At 55.7% G+C, this 15761-nt stretch carries 10 protein-coding genes and 2 pseudogenes; 6 read left to right on the top strand and 6 right to left on the bottom strand.

Annotated features, from left to right (window positions below; translation table 11 throughout):
- Window positions 1-139 precede the first annotated feature (139 nt).
- From LOY67_RS14300 to LOY67_RS28540, 4 genes and pseudogenes are all read left to right on the top strand, one after another.
- Window positions 140-1243, top strand: a complete 1104-nt coding sequence (locus LOY67_RS14300; RefSeq protein WP_265063104.1) for an ABC transporter substrate-binding protein — start codon at window positions 140-142, stop codon at window positions 1241-1243.
- A gap of 31 nt (window positions 1244-1274) precedes the next feature.
- Window positions 1275-3584 (top strand): annotated as a pseudogene (locus LOY67_RS28550) (ATP-binding protein); the annotation flags it as partial.
- 201 nt (window positions 3585-3785) lie between these two features.
- A pseudogene (locus LOY67_RS28545) lies at window positions 3786-4133 on the top strand (response regulator transcription factor); the annotation flags it as partial.
- Window positions 4134-4985 carry a sensor histidine kinase gene (locus LOY67_RS28540; protein WP_413776216.1) on the top strand — a complete coding sequence of 284 codons (852 nt, stop codon included), beginning with the start codon at window positions 4134-4136 and terminating at the stop codon, window positions 4983-4985. It abuts the pseudogene before it with no gap.
- Window positions 4986-5213: 228 nt separating this feature from the next.
- On the opposite strand, the gene LOY67_RS14290 is transcribed toward LOY67_RS28540, so the two are convergent.
- Together LOY67_RS14290 and LOY67_RS14285 are read right to left on the bottom strand one after the other, a co-directional pair.
- A complete protein-coding gene (locus LOY67_RS14290; protein WP_265063102.1) occupies window positions 5214-5585 on the bottom strand; it encodes a type II toxin-antitoxin system RelE/ParE family toxin in 372 nt (123 codons plus the stop codon).
- 2 nt (window positions 5586-5587) lie between these two features.
- The gene (locus tag LOY67_RS14285) at window positions 5588-5878 is read right to left on the bottom strand and encodes a type II toxin-antitoxin system ParD family antitoxin (RefSeq protein ID WP_265063101.1); all 291 of its coding nucleotides are present in this window, start codon (window positions 5876-5878) and stop codon (window positions 5588-5590) included.
- A gap of 263 nt (window positions 5879-6141) precedes the next feature.
- On the opposite strand from LOY67_RS14285, the gene avs1c reads away from it, so the two are divergent.
- Together avs1c and LOY67_RS14275 are read left to right on the top strand one after the other, a co-directional pair.
- Complete coding sequence (gene avs1c, locus LOY67_RS14280; protein ID WP_265063100.1) at window positions 6142-6414, top strand: AVAST type 1 anti-phage system protein Avs1c; 273 nt, start codon at window positions 6142-6144, stop codon at window positions 6412-6414.
- A gap of 264 nt (window positions 6415-6678) precedes the next feature.
- Window positions 6679-7485: a hypothetical protein gene (locus LOY67_RS14275; RefSeq protein WP_265063099.1), complete on the top strand. Its 807-nt coding sequence runs from the start codon at window positions 6679-6681 to the stop codon at window positions 7483-7485.
- A 71-nt stretch (window positions 7486-7556) separates the two neighbouring features.
- Here LOY67_RS14275 and LOY67_RS14270 read toward each other — a convergent pair whose 3' ends face one another.
- The 4 genes from LOY67_RS14270 to avs3a form a co-directional block, all read right to left on the bottom strand.
- A complete protein-coding gene (locus tag LOY67_RS14270) occupies window positions 7557-7838 on the bottom strand; it encodes a hypothetical protein (RefSeq protein WP_265063098.1) in 282 nt (93 codons plus the stop codon).
- 9 nt (window positions 7839-7847) lie between these two features.
- Window positions 7848-8468: a DUF4238 domain-containing protein gene (locus LOY67_RS14265; RefSeq protein ID WP_265063097.1), complete on the bottom strand. Its 621-nt coding sequence runs from the start codon at window positions 8466-8468 to the stop codon at window positions 7848-7850.
- 292 nt (window positions 8469-8760) lie between these two features.
- Window positions 8761-9468, bottom strand: coding sequence for an AVAST type 3 anti-phage proein Avs3b (avs3b, locus tag LOY67_RS14260; protein WP_265063096.1), 708 nt, complete (start codon window positions 9466-9468; stop codon window positions 8761-8763).
- A gap of 7 nt (window positions 9469-9475) precedes the next feature.
- Window positions 9476-15751, bottom strand: coding sequence for an AVAST type 3 anti-phage nuclease/ATPase Avs3a (gene avs3a / locus LOY67_RS14255; RefSeq protein WP_265063095.1), 6276 nt, complete (start codon window positions 15749-15751; stop codon window positions 9476-9478).
- Window positions 15752-15761 lie beyond the last annotated feature (10 nt).

The raw sequence follows: 15761 nt of genomic DNA, 5'->3' as shown, positions 1-15761 counted from the left end.
AGGGTTTTGCAGGGCAGGGGTTCGACGCGATTGACGCTAGGCTTTCAGCAAGATGAAACCTGAATCGAGACTATGCTCTCCGCTACTGCAGGAAAGTCTACGGGTTTTCAAGTGTCGGCCGCCGAGGAAAGGAGTCCCTATGTGCTCAGTTATTAATGCCCGATTCCATGATTGGTGCTTCGCCGTCTGCCTGAGCGGGCTGGCGATGCTCGCCGCCAATCCAGCCCAGGCCGCCGATGACGGCGTCGCCCGCGGCCCTACCGCCAGCCACAGCATTGCTTTCAGCAATTCCTACGCCGGCAGTGATTTCCGCAAGGTGATGGTGCGCAACTGGCAGGAGATTGCCGCTCAGGCGCAAAAAGATGGCTTGATCCGCGAGGCACCGGTGGTCAGCGCCAATAACTCCGCGTCGGAACAAGCAGCCCATATCCAGGAAATGATCGTCAACGGCGTCAACGCTATCGTCATCCTGGCCGCATCCGACACGGCCCTCAACGGGGTGATCCGGGATGCTTGCAATGCCGGCATCGTGGTGGTCGTCATGGCCAGCCTGGTCACCGAATCCTGCGTTTATACCGTGGACTACAACTGGTCCGCCATGGGCCGCGTGGAAATGGATTACATCGCCAAGCGCCTCAAGGGGAACGGAACGCTGCTGGAGATCCGCGGGATTGCGGGCGATGCCACCGATCAGAATATCAGTGACGGTATCCGCAAGGCTGCCGCCGACTATCCGGGCCTGAAGTTTGCCAAGACGGTGTACGGGAACTGGACGGCTTCGGTCGCACGCAAGGAGGTGGCGCTGGCGCTGCCGTCGCTGCCCAGCATTGATGCCGTCGCGACTCAGGGTGGTGATGGTTATGGCGCTGCCATGGCGTTCAAGGCGGCGGGGCGGCCTTTACCGATCATCGTGATGGGCAACCGCCAGGACGAACTTGCCCTGTGGAAACAGGAACGCGATGCCAATGGCTACGAGACCGTCTCGGTCTCTGCCTCCCCGAGTGTCTCCCAGGTGGGTTTCTGGGTGGCCCAGCAGATTCTGGCGGGCAAACAGGTGCCGAAGTTCGTCGAGGTGCCGCTGGTACGCATCGATGGGAAAGATCTGGACACCTGGCTCGCTACCATGCCCGCAGGCGGAGCCGCCAATCCGTTTTACAGCCAGGCGTCCGTTGCGGCGATGATCGACGCGGCCATCAACAATACGGCGCCGTCGGCGCCTCTGCCGGAGGTCACGAAGCAGTAGCTGTGCGTGGGGAACGAGGAGGCGAGAGGTCATGTTGACATTCAAACCCGCCAGGGACAGACCCATTGCCGTCAGGATCGGCCTGGCGGTCGCCGCACTGGTGTTCCTGATGTTGGCGGTATCGGTAGTGAACCTCTACGGCCTGCGAGGCATGGTCCGGGCGGTGGACTCCGCCAGCCATTCCGCGGAAATCCTGGCCTCGGTCAACGGCGCCACCGGGCGGGTGGAAAACTTCATCGCCACCCGCGACCAGGAAAGCCTGCTCCAGGCCGAAGGCTTGGTGGCGACGGCGATTGCCGGGCTCACCGCCATTCCGCAGACAGAGGCGCAATCGCTCAAGGGCAGCCTGGAGAGGCTCGCCGCGGCGATCACGGCCCTGCGGGCGGCGACCCTGACCATGGATGGCGAAACGGAGAACATGACAGCCCACTATGGCCGGATGCGAGAGGCGACGGTCCTCATCGAACAGGGTGTCGCCGATGGGCTGAAGGGGCTTGATTCCCGCGCCGATGACCACGAGACGCGCAGGAGCAACATCGAAAGCGCCCATCGCATCCTGGATATCCTGCGCGACGGCGAACGGATCATCATCACCGATGTAGCCAGGATGCTGGCGTCCGGTGACGGGACGGCCGCCACCGCGGCGCGCAATGCCTGCGCGGCACTCCCGCCGGTGGTCGAGCAATTGCGTGAGCTGATGAGGACGCCTCAGGAGAGCGAGGCCCTGGACCGGCTGGCGGCGGCGATCGCGGCTGCCAGCCTGGCGGTCGAGCACCTTGACGAGGCGCCCAGGCTCCGGGGCGCCGAGGCTTTGCGGCATCTCGCCGCTGTCGGGGATGTGGTCGAGCGCCTCGAGACAATGTTGGGTGAAGTAGACGAGCGCGTCAGCCATGACGCAAACGACATTCAGGCGGCAACCGGTTTGCTGCACAACGCCGCAACATTGTCCAAGCGTTTCGCTGAACGTGTTGCCACCCTGGAGGCCCAGACCTTGTCGTTTCGTCTGGCTCCGTCGGCCGAAGTCGCCGGCGCTGTCGGCAACATCCTGGACGAGCTCTCGCGTCTTTCTCGTGTTCTCCCTTCGTCCGTAGGGCAGGCCAAGGCTACGTCCCTGACGGTCAGCGAGCAGATCGCCGGCTACCGGGCGGCATTCGCCAGGTTCCATCAGGCGAGCAACGCCTTGAGCGACGCGCGCGACCAGGTTCGCAACGAGGCACGGAGCGCCGGGCTGTTGGTTGCGCGTTTCGCTGGCGAAGCGCGCTCCGACGCCCAGGTCCACAAAGATCGCGGCATCCTTGCGACGGTGGTTGCGGGTGCCGTCGCGATTTTGCTGGCTGGCGCCATTGCCTGGAGCTCGTCGCGGTTTGTCGCGCAGCCCATCGTGGCCCTGGCCTCCGTCATGCGCCGGCTTGCGGCCGGTGACCTGAACGCCGAGATTGCCAACGCCGGACGCGGCGACGAGATCGGGATCATGACCCGTGCCGTACGGGTGTTCCAGGAGAATGCCCTGCGCATCCGGGTGCTGGAGGCCGAAGCCGAAGCCGAACGACAGCAAGTCCAGGCCTCTTTGGAAAGAATGGTCGCCGAACGGACCGACACGCTGCACCAACAGACCGAGATGCTGGAGGCGCAGGCCATCGAACTCATTCAGGCGCGCAACCAGGCCGAGGCAGCCAACCAGGCCAAGAGCGATTTCGTTGCCACGGTCAGCCACGAACTGCGCACCCCATTGACCCTCATTCTCGCCCCTCTGGAACAGCTCTCGGCGGCGACCACTGTGCCTTCGGACTGGCGTGTGCAAATCGACCGCGCCCAACGCAACGCGCTGCGCCTGATGAACCGGGTGAACGACATCCTCGATTTCTCCAAGGCCGAAGCGGGCAAGTTTGACGTATGCCCAGCGCCAATTGACCTGAACAAGGCGGTGGGTGTGCTGGCCGAGGACGCTGCCATGGTGGCCGAGAGCAAAGGCTGCACCTTGACCTGGAGCATCGATCCTGCGCTCGTCACGGTGTACCTGGACCCCCGGCACTTCGAAAAGATTCTTCTCAACCTGGTGAGCAATGCCATCAAGTTCACGCCCGCTGGCGGCACCGTGCACGTGGCAGCCACTGCCCTTGAGGGCGAGCGCTTTGAACTCGCTGTGCACGACTCGGGCATTGGCATTGCGCCTGACAAACTGGCGCTGCTGTTCCAGCGTTTTTCCCAGATCGACAATTCCGCCACGCGCCACTACAGCGGCACAGGCATCGGGCTAGCCCTGGTCAAGGACCTGGCCGAACTGATGGGCGGCGAAGTCGGCGTCAACAGCGAGCCGGGGCGGGGGTCGTGCTTCTTTGTCCGGCTTCCGCTGGGGGCTGAGCAAAACACCGTACCGAGCGAGGCCAGCAATGAGCGCGAGCCATCGTCATCGAGCGCAACGACCACAACCGAACAGCGTCACCTGCGTTTCGATGATGGCCGCCACGTCAGCAGCAATGACCGGGCTTGGGCGCAAGGCGCAGACGCCGAGCAGTCCTCGGAACACGCCGCGCAATCCAGGGTGCTGGTGGTCGACGACAGCCCGGAAATGCTGGGTTACCTCAGCGAACTCTTGCACAAGGACTACTTCGTCGCTACCGCAACGGATGGAGAGCAGGCCTGGGCACTCCTGCAGCATCGGCCAATCGATGTCATCCTCTCGGATGTGATGATGCCGAAGCTCGACGGCTTTGGCCTGACAGCCAGAATCAAGGCCAGCGCCGGTTTCGCCCATTTACCGGTCATCCTGTTGACCGCCCGCGGCGGCAGTGAGGCATGTGTCTCCGGGCTGGAGAGCGGCGCCGACGACTATATCGCCAAACCCTTTTCGCCACTGGAACTCAAGGCTCGCATTCGTGCGGCGCTACGCATGAGCCAGGTGCAAACCGAACTGCAGGCAAAGTCCCGTCAGGCGGGCATGGCCGAAATCGCCACAGCGGTGCTGCACAACGTCGGCAACGTCCTCAACAGCGTGAACGTATCGGCAGAGACAGTCAGCCGCCAGATGCGCGCCTCCAAAGCCCAGGGGCTGGGCAAGGTGGCGCAGTTGATAAACGAACACGCCGATGACCTGAGCGATTTTCTCACCGGAGACCACAAAGGAAAGATGCTGCCTGGCTACCTGCTCAAGCTGGCGGAGGTGGTGACGGCGGAGCAGCAGGGCATCATCGAAGAACTCGGGCAACTCACCAAGGGTATTGACCACATCAAGACTGTCGTCGCTGCCCAGCAGTCCCATGCCGTTGCCGTCAGCATCGTCGAGGCTGTGCCGGTCCCGGAACTGATCGATGATGCCTTGCGCATGAGTGCCGGATCACAGGAGCTGACGGTGATCAAGGAAATCACCGATTTGCCCCTGCTCCTGCTGGACCGGCACCGGGTGCTGCTGATCCTGGTGAACCTGATTCGCAATGCCAGGCAAGCGTTGGAAAGCGTGAAAGATCGCAGCCCGTCCATCACGTTTGGCGCCTTCCTCGCGGATGGGCCGGTGTTGCGTATTACGGTGACCGACAATGGTAATGGGATTGAGCCAGAGTACCTGAAACGCATCTTTACCCATGGTTTCACTACGCGCAAAGACGGTCATGGATTCGGCTTGCACAGCTGTGCGCTGGCCGCGCAGGAAATGGGCGGCTGCTTGACTGTGCACAGTGATGGGGGCGGGCAGGGGGCAACCTTTACTCTCGATATTCCTCTTGAGGCGCCGCGGGATAAGGGGTGAGTACCGAGGCTATGGAACTCATTCAAAGACTGTCCGGATCCCCGAAGAACATTTTGACTTGGCTCTAGGGCGGTATTTTCAGATCGATAGAGTTTGTTTTTGCCCCCACTTTTGCCCCCCGTTCGCACCGATAACGCGAGTGAACGCGAAGGGCGATCTCCGACGGACTCCAGTATGAGTCGATACCCTTAAGCGAGGATGCGCCTTACCTTTGCTGTTCCTGGCCAGTTAAGCCGTTGGGCCAAAATCGTTCGGCAAGTGCAACTGCACTTCCATGGCGTCATGAAGGAGTCTGACGACCTCGATCACGTCTTCGTATGCCACACGATAGAACACGATATGGCGTGGGCTTTTGACCGTTCCATGGGTTTGTTTGGCCTGTTGGCGTGAATAGATGAGGTGATAGCTGCGAAGGCCCGGTGCAAGCTCATCGCGGTCATGGCTGCCAATGCGATAAGGCGTGTCGGCAAGCGCTTGCAGCGCCGCGAGGATCAGCGCCTGGTAGCGCTGGCGAGCTTGATCGCCGAACTGCGTCTGGGAGAGCCTGAGAATGTCGACAATGTCGGCGCGCGCCGGGTCGGAAATCCGATACTGCGGCATGCTCAGTGTTTCTCTCGCGCGGGGAGGGTTGCCTCCAGGCTCAAGCCCTCGAGGTAGTGCTCCAGATCCCCTTCGTTCACCTGAGTAAAGCGCCCGTGCTCAAGATCCATGATGCCGATTGAGGTCGCCTGACGCAGGGCCTCAATCTTGGCGGTGTCTTCGGCGATGCGTTGTTCCAATAGCCGCAAACCTTCCCGCATCACTTCGCTGGCATTCTGATAGCGGCCAGACTGAACAAGGTCATGGATAACCTGTTCTTGGTGAGGAGTGAGCACAACGTTTCGCGTCGCCATAACTAGCTCCAGTTCCATGCAGACAGGTACTTTTGATTGTTGGCATACTATGCCATTTTCGCTCAGGAGAATAGCTTGGGGCCGACATCCGGCGATCAGGTGATGGCTGACTCGGCGGGAGCAGCCGTCGCTGCGAGACGGTCATGCTTGCTATCCATGAAGGTGCTTTGACACCACCGCCCGGGTGGAATATCGGTTGGGAGCCACGGCTGAATGGCAAAGTCCAGGCAGTCATGAAGTCTTGAGAGAAGGAGATTAAGATTATGGCCACTTTTGATACACCAGAAATCCGGGCAGATTTTGAGGAGCGGATGGGAGTCTTGGTGGAAATGGGCCGAACCGGGCGAATGCGCTTTATCGAGGGGGTAGGGGGGCGTGAGAGCATCTCTCGGGTCAGATATCTGCCCAATGGCAGGGTCGATTTCCTCAGCATTGACGAGTCTGCCCGCTTTGCAAGCGAATATGGCATCATCAGATGCCAACGCTCGTCCCCTCATTTGATTCCGACTGTACCCACCATTCACAATTCATCCTAGATGACCATAACGGCTTGCTATAAAAGGATTACATCTCTTGGGTGGCCTAAAGGCTACAATATCTGCTCTCACGAGAAGCGTCGATTGGGTTTCAAATGACCAATACTGTTATACCTCATTGCACGCGAAATATGTTTTGCAGCTACCCAATCAAACTACTCAACAACCTTATCTGGTACCCAGCAGTTAATGAGAAAGCTAATTCTTTGGTTAACACACCAATACAAAAGCGCGTCGGCTCCGCAGCGTCTATATGCGTCGGCAATGGTGACTTCTATCGCAGGTTACCTGCTAGCCTATTTGTTAGATGACTTGCTTCTGAACATTGCTATAACACTGGCAATGGCGATGATCGTCGGCGGTTTTATCATGTGGTGTCTTCCAACCGTACGGTGGCTGCATGGCGCTTGGGACAAGCCATTTGCGAAAACGCCTATTGTCCTACTTCATGTTTTTGTCTTGCTTGTTGCTACCGTCTTAGCGCGCGATTTAGTCGCCGAAGCACTCGGTCTCCCACCACAAACTTTTGATATGACCTCGAGCTTCCTTGTTCTGCTGTTTTACCTACCCGCATGGATGCTCGTTGCTGCTATGGTTCTTGCGGTTGCCGGATTCATCCTGACGCTCATTACCCTAATACAGCTCCCCCTAGAAGGTGCAATGCGATACCTGATCCAGTTGATTAGGACCTTTGGAGGACCAATACCAATTCGACAAACTCGCAGCACGGTACTGTTTCACAGCATTGGAGCATTGGTCGCCAGTATCCTTCTGCTTAAAAGCTATGCCTATCTTGCCACGAACTTTCAGCCGCGGCTTTATACCTTGGTCCAGATTATTGCCTTAAAAAGTGACTTTCACCTAGCACCGCTTTACCCGGGGGTTAAGTCCAGGGAACACATCCACCCTTTGGAAAATGGATTTATCGCGGTCGCCCAAGACCAGTCCGATGATAGTGTGATCATTAGTGTTCGCTCACAGGAAGGCACCAGCGAGCCACGACAGATTGGAGAGCCTATTGCGTCTCCCAAGCAAATGCTGGTGCCACTGATCGAGTTCCTTCGCAATTAGGAATGAGCTGCGATGAAAAACTAAAACGGGTGGGGGAAACCCTTATATAAATTGAGTTTCTGGACTAAGTGCTAACGAAGCCACGCATCTTCAGCCAGCAAAAAATCCACTACGTACTGGCGCTGCTCGGCGAGACCTGGGCGGTTTAACGTCCAGCCGAGATGGGCGTCGACAAACTCACCTTGCGCATCATCAGAGTAATACGCTGTTTGAGCCTTCCCCAATGTATAGAGGTTGATCAGCCGTGCACGAGCACGCGGTTTGAGCTGATCAAAAACCTCGACGGCGGGATTGTTGGAGAATACCAGGGCCTTAAGCGGGCTGATGGCAACGATGAACAACAGCTCCTTCAAATAGTCTCCTCAACGGGACGTAGGGTAGTCCGAGCAGAGCAAACAGTGTTGATCATAGCTATACTCCTTCATAGCCGCCCGCATGAGACCGTCTGAAAAAGGCTGATCAATCAACGGCAGTACCTCGTTCTGGGCCAAGAGAACTAAAGATATTGCCCCGAGGGAATCGCTTGCCTGAAAGTAATTGATAATTTCGTCGATTGAGTCATGTGAGAAATACCGTTCGGCCTTTATCCGTTCCCGTAAGAGATTCAAATCCGAGCGAACATCCATGGATTTGAGGACCTCCGGATGTCTAGCCTCCAGCAGCGTGAGGGTATTCGCCAACTGCCTGCGATCTCCCAGATCCCATTCTTGGATATTACTACCGCGTGCTTTCTTAATGATCTTGTGACCAGCCTCATCAATCAGCGGAGTTATATGGCTAGATTCGACTTCAAAGCCACCGTCTGGAAACTGGATATGGTACAGATCCTGAATGGAAGCTGTGCGCTTGATGGAGACCGACTTGATCTCCATCACGTTGCATGAAGGCAACCGGCGGTAGCGGAAAACTTTCCCATCGGAATGCTGCCAAGCCTTCAAGAAATGTTGAGGAATAAAATGGTGATTGCGCGGGGGATTCGACATGCAGTGAAACTCTCCAATTTGCCTAATCTGTTTGTGACAGTCCCCATCCTGACCCAGTTACAAGGATTACACTGACCCAGGCTCCTACCTTGCAAATCATTATCAACGCTGGATCTTTACCGATTGGCGTTGGGTCAACGTGCCATCGGGCACTGGGTCAATTCGGAGTCGACGCCAACATGACCACGTCTGCCAGACATACATGCGCGTAGCTTGAAGGTAACGAGCGGCGATGTGATGTGACACAGCCACACTTTGCGCGTAGTAACGGGTAACAGAGTAGCCCACGACGTCAGTCGAGGATCATATTTAGGATGATCTCAGAGTCGTCTTGATCGTTTTGGTCATCAGGTGGCAGCTCACCTAGTTGTGCATCGATGCTCTCCAAGACTTCTGATGCGACGATGAGTAAGGCTTCTAATTTTTGTTTTCGGTCATTCAGAATACGACGACGCTTTGTAGCTGGATTTGGCGCCTTCATCAGATCACTTCTGTCGGCAATGATCCTTATCAAGGTGATATCCAGGCCCTCGTCCGCTTCAGCTTTACTGGCGAGTTGTACCCACGCTTTGGAAGAGTCGAGCGCTCTCTGCGCCGCCTCGGCTATGCAAAAGTTGACGATGACTTTAGATGCTCCGTCGACGGCTTTTGCCATGTCAACGTATTTTTGCACCTCCTCTGATTCTTCGTCACTGGTGTGTGGGGCACTGGACGTTGAGAAGTATCGAAAGTGAGGTGTGTCCGGGTCTAAGCTTTCCAATGCATCGAAAATCGGCTCCATGCCTGCGAAAGGGCTACGACCATTGGGAAGTACGTGTCGATGTGACCACAATGCTAAAACTGCCTCACGCACGTGTGCCATTTTTACGGGGCGGGCGTCATCATTCGCCGACTCAGCCTCTTGAATAAGTTCGGCGATGTGATGAGCCATCCAGCGACCAAGCGTATCCACTGAACCATCAAATCCCTGCTCTGTGACCAACTTTTTTCCGAGGGCCATGATCGCTTCAGAGTGTTCGGAAGGTTCCGTCACCCTTGAGGATGAAAATTCGGTTACTGGGGGTAATGTATTGGAGCTCATCTTCGCCTCGGTTTCGATAATTTTGGTGGCGAGCTTTTCTTTGGATTTCGACCTCAACTACCAGATCCTTGCCTGCTGCTTTCAAAAACTCAATAACAAAGGAAATCGTAGCGTCTAACCGAACTCCTGTGGCTTTCTCAGATCTATCGTCCTCCTGGAAGTATCCCCATGTATGAGAGCGCATGACAGACATTGGCGATGAAGGTATCACCCATTCTCTGCGATCTGCATCAGTCGACATGCCCATGAGCTCGATAACGAGGACCGCCGGTTCGGGAACCGGAAAGCTTACATTGCCCGCCCATGGGTCGCCGTTGTCGATTCCGCTTTCATGATGCTGATCCTGTACCCAACCCTTAAGCTGGTATGGTGGTGCATCGAACTCTAAATCATCGCCGGCGCTTGGTATTCGAAAGTCGTGCGGATGTTCTACGGTTTGGATGGCGCGTAAAAGCGACGAAGAAGTGGTCGGAGATACCAAAGCTGAATGAACCGAAATTGTCTCCGAGTGATTCACGTCAACTTCAGTCCAATGACCCCAAATCGTAATCAGGCCCGAGCTTGGGTAGAGGCCCCTATCAAAGTCACGCATGGAGATTGATTTTAGCCATTCATCAGCCTGACCATGCTCTGGCCAGTCAGTGCGGCTCCCAGGTTCTGGGTCACGTCGGTCGGCGACCCATCGTCCATCAGAGCGTGCGATATCGTGGCGCGTTAACCACTCAGGAAACATCTCTTCATACCAATCATCGCGAACCCCAATTTGCGGATGTGTTGATACGAGGCGGCCTGCAGTCATCATCATCGCGTGATAGGAATAGTAAAAACTCAAATCGTCCGCGCGTGGATAGCTACCTTGTCTGCAACTGGTGTCCTCATAGCGAAAAAACTCAGCCTTGTTTCTGGCATCGGCTCCCCAGTGAAGTGCTGTTGTGTTATCTAGCTCGTCGTGCAGTGTTTTTCGTGCCTCCTGACACACCTGAGATTGTTTCATCCCGAAGCAACGTCCAAGGGGCTTTAACCAATATTGATCAAAATCTCCTCCGAAGAAGTCCCGTATACCCTCGATGGATTCCTCGCTTTCTACGACGGAGTTTGATGCCGGAGGTTGGCGTTGCTCGACGTTTTCGTACACACATGCGCAGGTATTCGCTACCTGTCGCTGAGTATCGGGAGGGACAGTGACACGTTTATGTCCAATCAAAGTCATCAATGTACGGGCGGCAAATAGTCGAATGAGTACGTGGTGCTGGTGTGGATCAGCCTTCACGAGAAAGTAGCCAAAGTGTGGGACTAAGGTGTCTGGATGTTCTAATGCGGCACGTGATGCCGCGATTAGCAGCCACTGGTGAGCGTGAAGATTGTAAAACTCGAATCGGGCATCTGCGTACGGCATCTTTGTGTCATTGTTTGCATGAGCAAACAGAGCATCGATTACCCGCTTTCGATTCAGCGCACACAGCGCAACCACGGTATGAGCCGCTTCCCACCGCGTTGCAGCTAAAGGTGACGCCAGTCCCGCCCATATGTAGCCCGCTTGTGCATCTTCAATCGTATTAGGCGGGGTAAGTTTTTGAGACCACGGGCCATCACCATCGCTCTCCTCCAATACTGCATCGAATAATTCCAAACCATAAGATAAGGCGCCCAACGCCTCCTCATCTGTCAGTTTGTCTGCAAGCAGTCCTACGAGGCTAAAGAGGCGTTCCGCCCCCGCGAGCTCCGTTGATTCAGCTATTGCAGCTAAAACTACGTCCAGTAATTCATGCTTATCGATACCGACCGATTGGTAGGCGAGATCGAGAGGCATTACGTCGTGATACCGGCTACGAGTGATCTCCATGCAATGCCGTCCAAAAACAACCTTTAGCATGGCTTCAAGTGCCTTGCGCAACGCGGGCCGGGCCTTCCAATGAGGGGGCAGCGCTTCCAGAAAACTGCGTATGTCCCACAGGCTAAACTTCGCTGTGTTTGCGAAGGCGGTAAGGAAAGAAAATTCTTCGCCGACTTGAATTCGCTCGAAAATCTTGCTGAAGAACACATCCATGTAGAACGGTGGATCACCATCCCTGAATCTTATATGGGCGGTTGAAATCCCCGTCGATGTGGATAGATCACAGCCGAAAAACACTTCATCCCAATCATGTTTATTTTGCGAGATACGCGCTTGATGGTCAGACTCACTGAGTTGGCTTTTTCCATTGGCCGCCTCATTTGGGGCGGTCTCGCGAGTACGCAGGCTCAAACCCGGTAGTGTCACGGATGCGGAGCTCGCGATGGACTCAAGCGCCTGCCAGTTCGCAGCTGTCTGCTTCTCCAATGTCATGTGGCGATATGCAAGATTGAGGGCTGTTTCCTTGGCTTGATGCTCGGTGCAAGCTCCGAGTGCTGCCTCAACCAGCGCTGTTTCATTCCATTCGGCGCGAAAACCAATCATGGGCAAAGCGTCTAATGGACTGATGTTTTTTCTGGACAGCAGCTTGCGAATCGCGACTTCCAGGATTCTGCCATCAGAGCCAAAGTGACGATCACGCCAGCGACTCGCGATTGTTAGTGAGGAGGAGGGGCACAAACCTACCAAGGCCTCGATCGTGGCGTTCCACGCGAAGTGCTTATCCCGGTCTACATAGCTTCGGGTAACTTCAGCGCATCGAGCAAAATTGTAAGCCACCTCCGGTGCCGGGCGCGTTTCATTAGCAGCACGTTCTGCTAACTGGATGAGAGCTTCCCAGCGAGCGAAGTTTTCGTCACCGATCTTGCTCGCTACTTCGACGGCCTCATGGAAATAACCTTCTGCATCGGTAGGGCTGATTGGGAGTAACGAGCGTGCGACGTCAACCAACCCCTCCACCAAATGTCGCACATCGGAACGGTCGACACGATTCAGCGCGGCGGCCTTTTCGGCCAATTCAAATGCGAAGTTTTCCGCGCCGACAACAATGGCACAGAGACGCGTAAGTCGGTTTAGAGTCGGCGTGAATAGGGGGCGCTTCAGGGTCGTCGTCCAATCCACCAACTCCTGTACGGTGCGGTGCTCAGCTACCTGAGAGGTCAGCAGAATGTCTATCCATAAATTTGCGATTTCATTGGCAGTCTGTGGCTGGTCGCGATATCCATACTCCCATGATGGAGTAGAGTTCGCCTTGGCTTGGACGACGGCTTCGATCAACTCTGCTTTCGCCAATGGTTTCACAAAAGACTGCGCCCATAAGTTGACCCATGGGATCAATACGGCAATTTCTGCTTCGAACTCCCTCAGCTCCTGCGACTTGCCATGTGACTTCGCGGCCTGCATTTCTTCTTTCAGTGTCGGCGATGCGACATCGATCAATTCCAGAGACTTGTGGGAGAGAGCGGCGTGTAAGGCGCAGGCGCGCAGGTAGGACGTTGGGCTACCGCCGAAACGTGATGAAAGATGAGCCGGAGCTTGAGATGGGAGATAACGCGCTAGTAGATCGCGCGCTTCAGCGGTATCGCAAATACTGTGGTGATACGCGGTCTCAATTAATGCCAAAACCGCTGATAAAGGAGCTGCCCGATTCGAGTTGACATGATCCACCTGGATCTGACCGCGGGCCAGCAACTTGAAGACACGCTGAATAGGTTCGGTTGGCAGCCAGCGATTCAGATTCCGAGTCTCTTCTGCCAGCGCAAGCACCAACGGCAGGTCATTGCCTGCTTTTACTGCCAGTTCGTCTAGTTCCTGATACCAACCATGATCCAACAGGCACTTAGCGACAATACGACCTGCTTCATAAGATATTGAACGTGGAGTCCATCTACGTAGGCTTTTAGCGGCGGATTCGGCACCGTGGATACTGAGATGCGCGACAGCCATCATGGCCAGATCTTTATTTGTGACGGGCTCCTTCTGCCGCTCCTTGGCTGATAATTTGGCCCAATTGTCCAGCCACTCTTCTGCCATACGCAGACGACTTCGAGCCTCGCCTATCAAATCAGCATGGCCCGAAAGAATCGTGGCTTCGTATACATGGTGAGAGCCTATCCAGCCGGAACCGAATGTGCGACGCGAAACAGTTTCCTGGACGCCGTTACTGTCCATGAATACTGAAACCATATCCGCGTTCTCTTGCAAGAGAGCACGTTGCCTTTCGTCACCGGCACTTTCACCGCCAGCCTTTAATGCGAGCTTCGCAGCTTCTGGGTAACGCCGGACGCGCAAGCTTGCCTTAAGGGCAAACTGGAGACGCTGGAGCTCGATATCACGACGCTCCACTGGCCCGGAATCGGGAAGGCCGCTTGAGGTCAATGCAAGATCCACCAGTTGAGAGAACTGTCCGGCTTCAAGCATCAATTGCGGTAATACGCCTGCTACGTACGCGCTGGATGAGCTCAGGTCTGAAAGGTGCGCGATGAAGATCCCTAGCTCAGAAGCATCTGGTTTAAATCGCTTCCGGAACCAGCTCTCTGCGGGCTCATCGAAAAACTGGATCGTGCCTTCGTTGACAACAAGAGGTCGTCCGAGGTCTAGCGCAAAACTTCTGACCAGGTCTGGGTTCACACCTGACATTTCTGCGAGGACTGCAATAGGTATCAGCGGACGTAAAGCTGCGAGCCCGGCGCAAATCAAGTCAATTTGTGATCTCTCAGGATTGCCGGCCGCATCGCGTAGGGTGGCGATGGATTTTTCCAAGAGAGTATCGATGACGCTGTCTACGGTTGTGGGATTCGGCCCAAGCAGGCGGAGCATTTCGGGAAGCGTTTTCTGACGAGAAAGCGCGAGTGCTTGAACTCGAGGGTTGTGTGAACTTAAACGATGAAACTCTGCTACATCATGCTCGGAGGCGTCAGCGAACGTTTGGCGCAGGTGCGCCGACGTCTCTTCCAAAGTAAATGCGTTCAACCCAAGCGACAGCGCGCGGGGAGGAGGGTCGAGCATGATCTCCCGGTAAGGCCTGCATAGAGCAACCAGTCTTACTCCTTCAGGTAGAGTTTCACGTAGGAGGTCGCGAATAAACGAGCGAGGCTCTCCTACCTCTTCGGCGGCCATCTGGGCGTTATCAGCGGCGTCGATAATGATGCAAAGCAGCGCGTCTTTATTCTTCGCACGAAGCATTGCTACAGCCTGTCCTACACGGTGCATGAACGCTCGCATGTAGGCGGTACTATCAGCATGTACTGTTGGAATCAGGGGGTGACAAAACCCAAGTGCTGAGAGCTGATTGGCCAATTGCACGAGGGCAGTTCGGTGCCGGTGCCGGTAGCCCGATACGCTGCGATACTGTCCATTTCCGAAGCAGTCATATAGCAATCCAACCGATCCGTTGGGTAGGCTCTGACAGATCCTGGTTGAGAGGACTGATTTCCCAACACCAGCATCAGCGTGCACGATCACAGGTGTGTCAGCCGCATCAATGATAGAGCGGATGACGGCCTGTTCTTGTTGGCGAGGTATCGCCTCGGCAAGTTCTTCAATCAAGCAAGGCGCAGGGAACAGTTGAGCTTCGTCCGTATTCAACACACGGAGCACGTCCATCTTGGTGATGGCAGGGTTAGTCGCACTTTCTGACAGCGCTTTACGGTTCACCAGATCCTTTAGCCTTATGGGGGCATCGACATCCATATCCGGGAGATACCCGCTAACGTCTTGGAAAAGGATGTTCCTCTGAGTCCAATAATTATCTTGGCTGCCATCCAATCGAAGCATGCCGCAGAATGAAGCGAGCTCCTCACCATCCAGTGACGCGAAAGCTTTAAGCTTTTTGAGGTTGCCAGGATGTCGGGGCTTTTTCTGTGCAGCTGCATCCTCGACGGCGGCGATGAAATCAGCGTGTATGGTGCGATTTGTGACAAACCAAAACTCAAGCCTCTCATTCAGTGGGACGCCTGGCAGCTTCTGTTGAAGCGCGACGTAACGTTCAGCAAACCCACGGATCGTCTTTTCCAGGCCGCTTGGTTGCCACACTTCATCAACCTGCAGCGTCGAATGCTTGAGCTGCATGTAGCGAATCCGCGTCGCGCTTTCTAGTTCAGTGCTCCCGTAGTATTCGGCGATGTCGATGAGCTGCTCACCCACTTCAACCTGCTCGCCGCCAGGAAACTCTGTGGTTGCCGCTCCCTCGATCGTAATGGCTACAAGACCTGATTGCGGTGCGAGTAGCTGCAATGCGCGGCGTGCCGCCCATAGATAATGGAATTGATCGCCATCGCGGCTGGCACGAACGAGCATGCTTTCGGACATTTAGACACTT

The sequence above is a fragment of the Pseudomonas sp. B21-056 genome, assembly GCF_026016325.1.
In the GTDB taxonomy this organism is placed as follows: domain Bacteria; phylum Pseudomonadota; class Gammaproteobacteria; order Pseudomonadales; family Pseudomonadaceae; genus Aquipseudomonas.
Note: the sequence above shows the minus strand (reverse complement) of the source record. Positions and strands in the feature narration are given on the sequence as shown.

Coding starts and splice junctions, on each gene's coding strand:
- LOY67_RS14275 (WP_265063099.1), top strand. CDS start 6,679: ATGGTGACTTCTATCGCAGGTTACCTGCTAGCCTATTTGTTAGATGAC.
- LOY67_RS14285 (WP_265063101.1), bottom strand. CDS start 5,878: ATGGCGACGCGAAACGTTGTGCTCACTCCTCACCAAGAACAGGTTATC.
- LOY67_RS14300 (WP_265063104.1), top strand. CDS start 140: ATGTGCTCAGTTATTAATGCCCGATTCCATGATTGGTGCTTCGCCGTC.
- avs3a (WP_265063095.1), bottom strand. CDS start 15,751: ATGTCCGAAAGCATGCTCGTTCGTGCCAGCCGCGATGGCGATCAATTC.
- LOY67_RS14265 (WP_265063097.1), bottom strand. CDS start 8,468: ATGTCGAATCCCCCGCGCAATCACCATTTTATTCCTCAACATTTCTTG.
- LOY67_RS28540 (WP_413776216.1), top strand. CDS start 4,134: ATGAGCCAGGTGCAAACCGAACTGCAGGCAAAGTCCCGTCAGGCGGGC.
- LOY67_RS14290 (WP_265063102.1), bottom strand. CDS start 5,585: ATGCCGCAGTATCGGATTTCCGACCCGGCGCGCGCCGACATTGTCGAC.
- avs1c (WP_265063100.1), top strand. CDS start 6,142: ATGGCCACTTTTGATACACCAGAAATCCGGGCAGATTTTGAGGAGCGG.
- avs3b (WP_265063096.1), bottom strand. CDS start 9,468: ATGGCCCTCGGAAAAAAGTTGGTCACAGAGCAGGGATTTGATGGTTCA.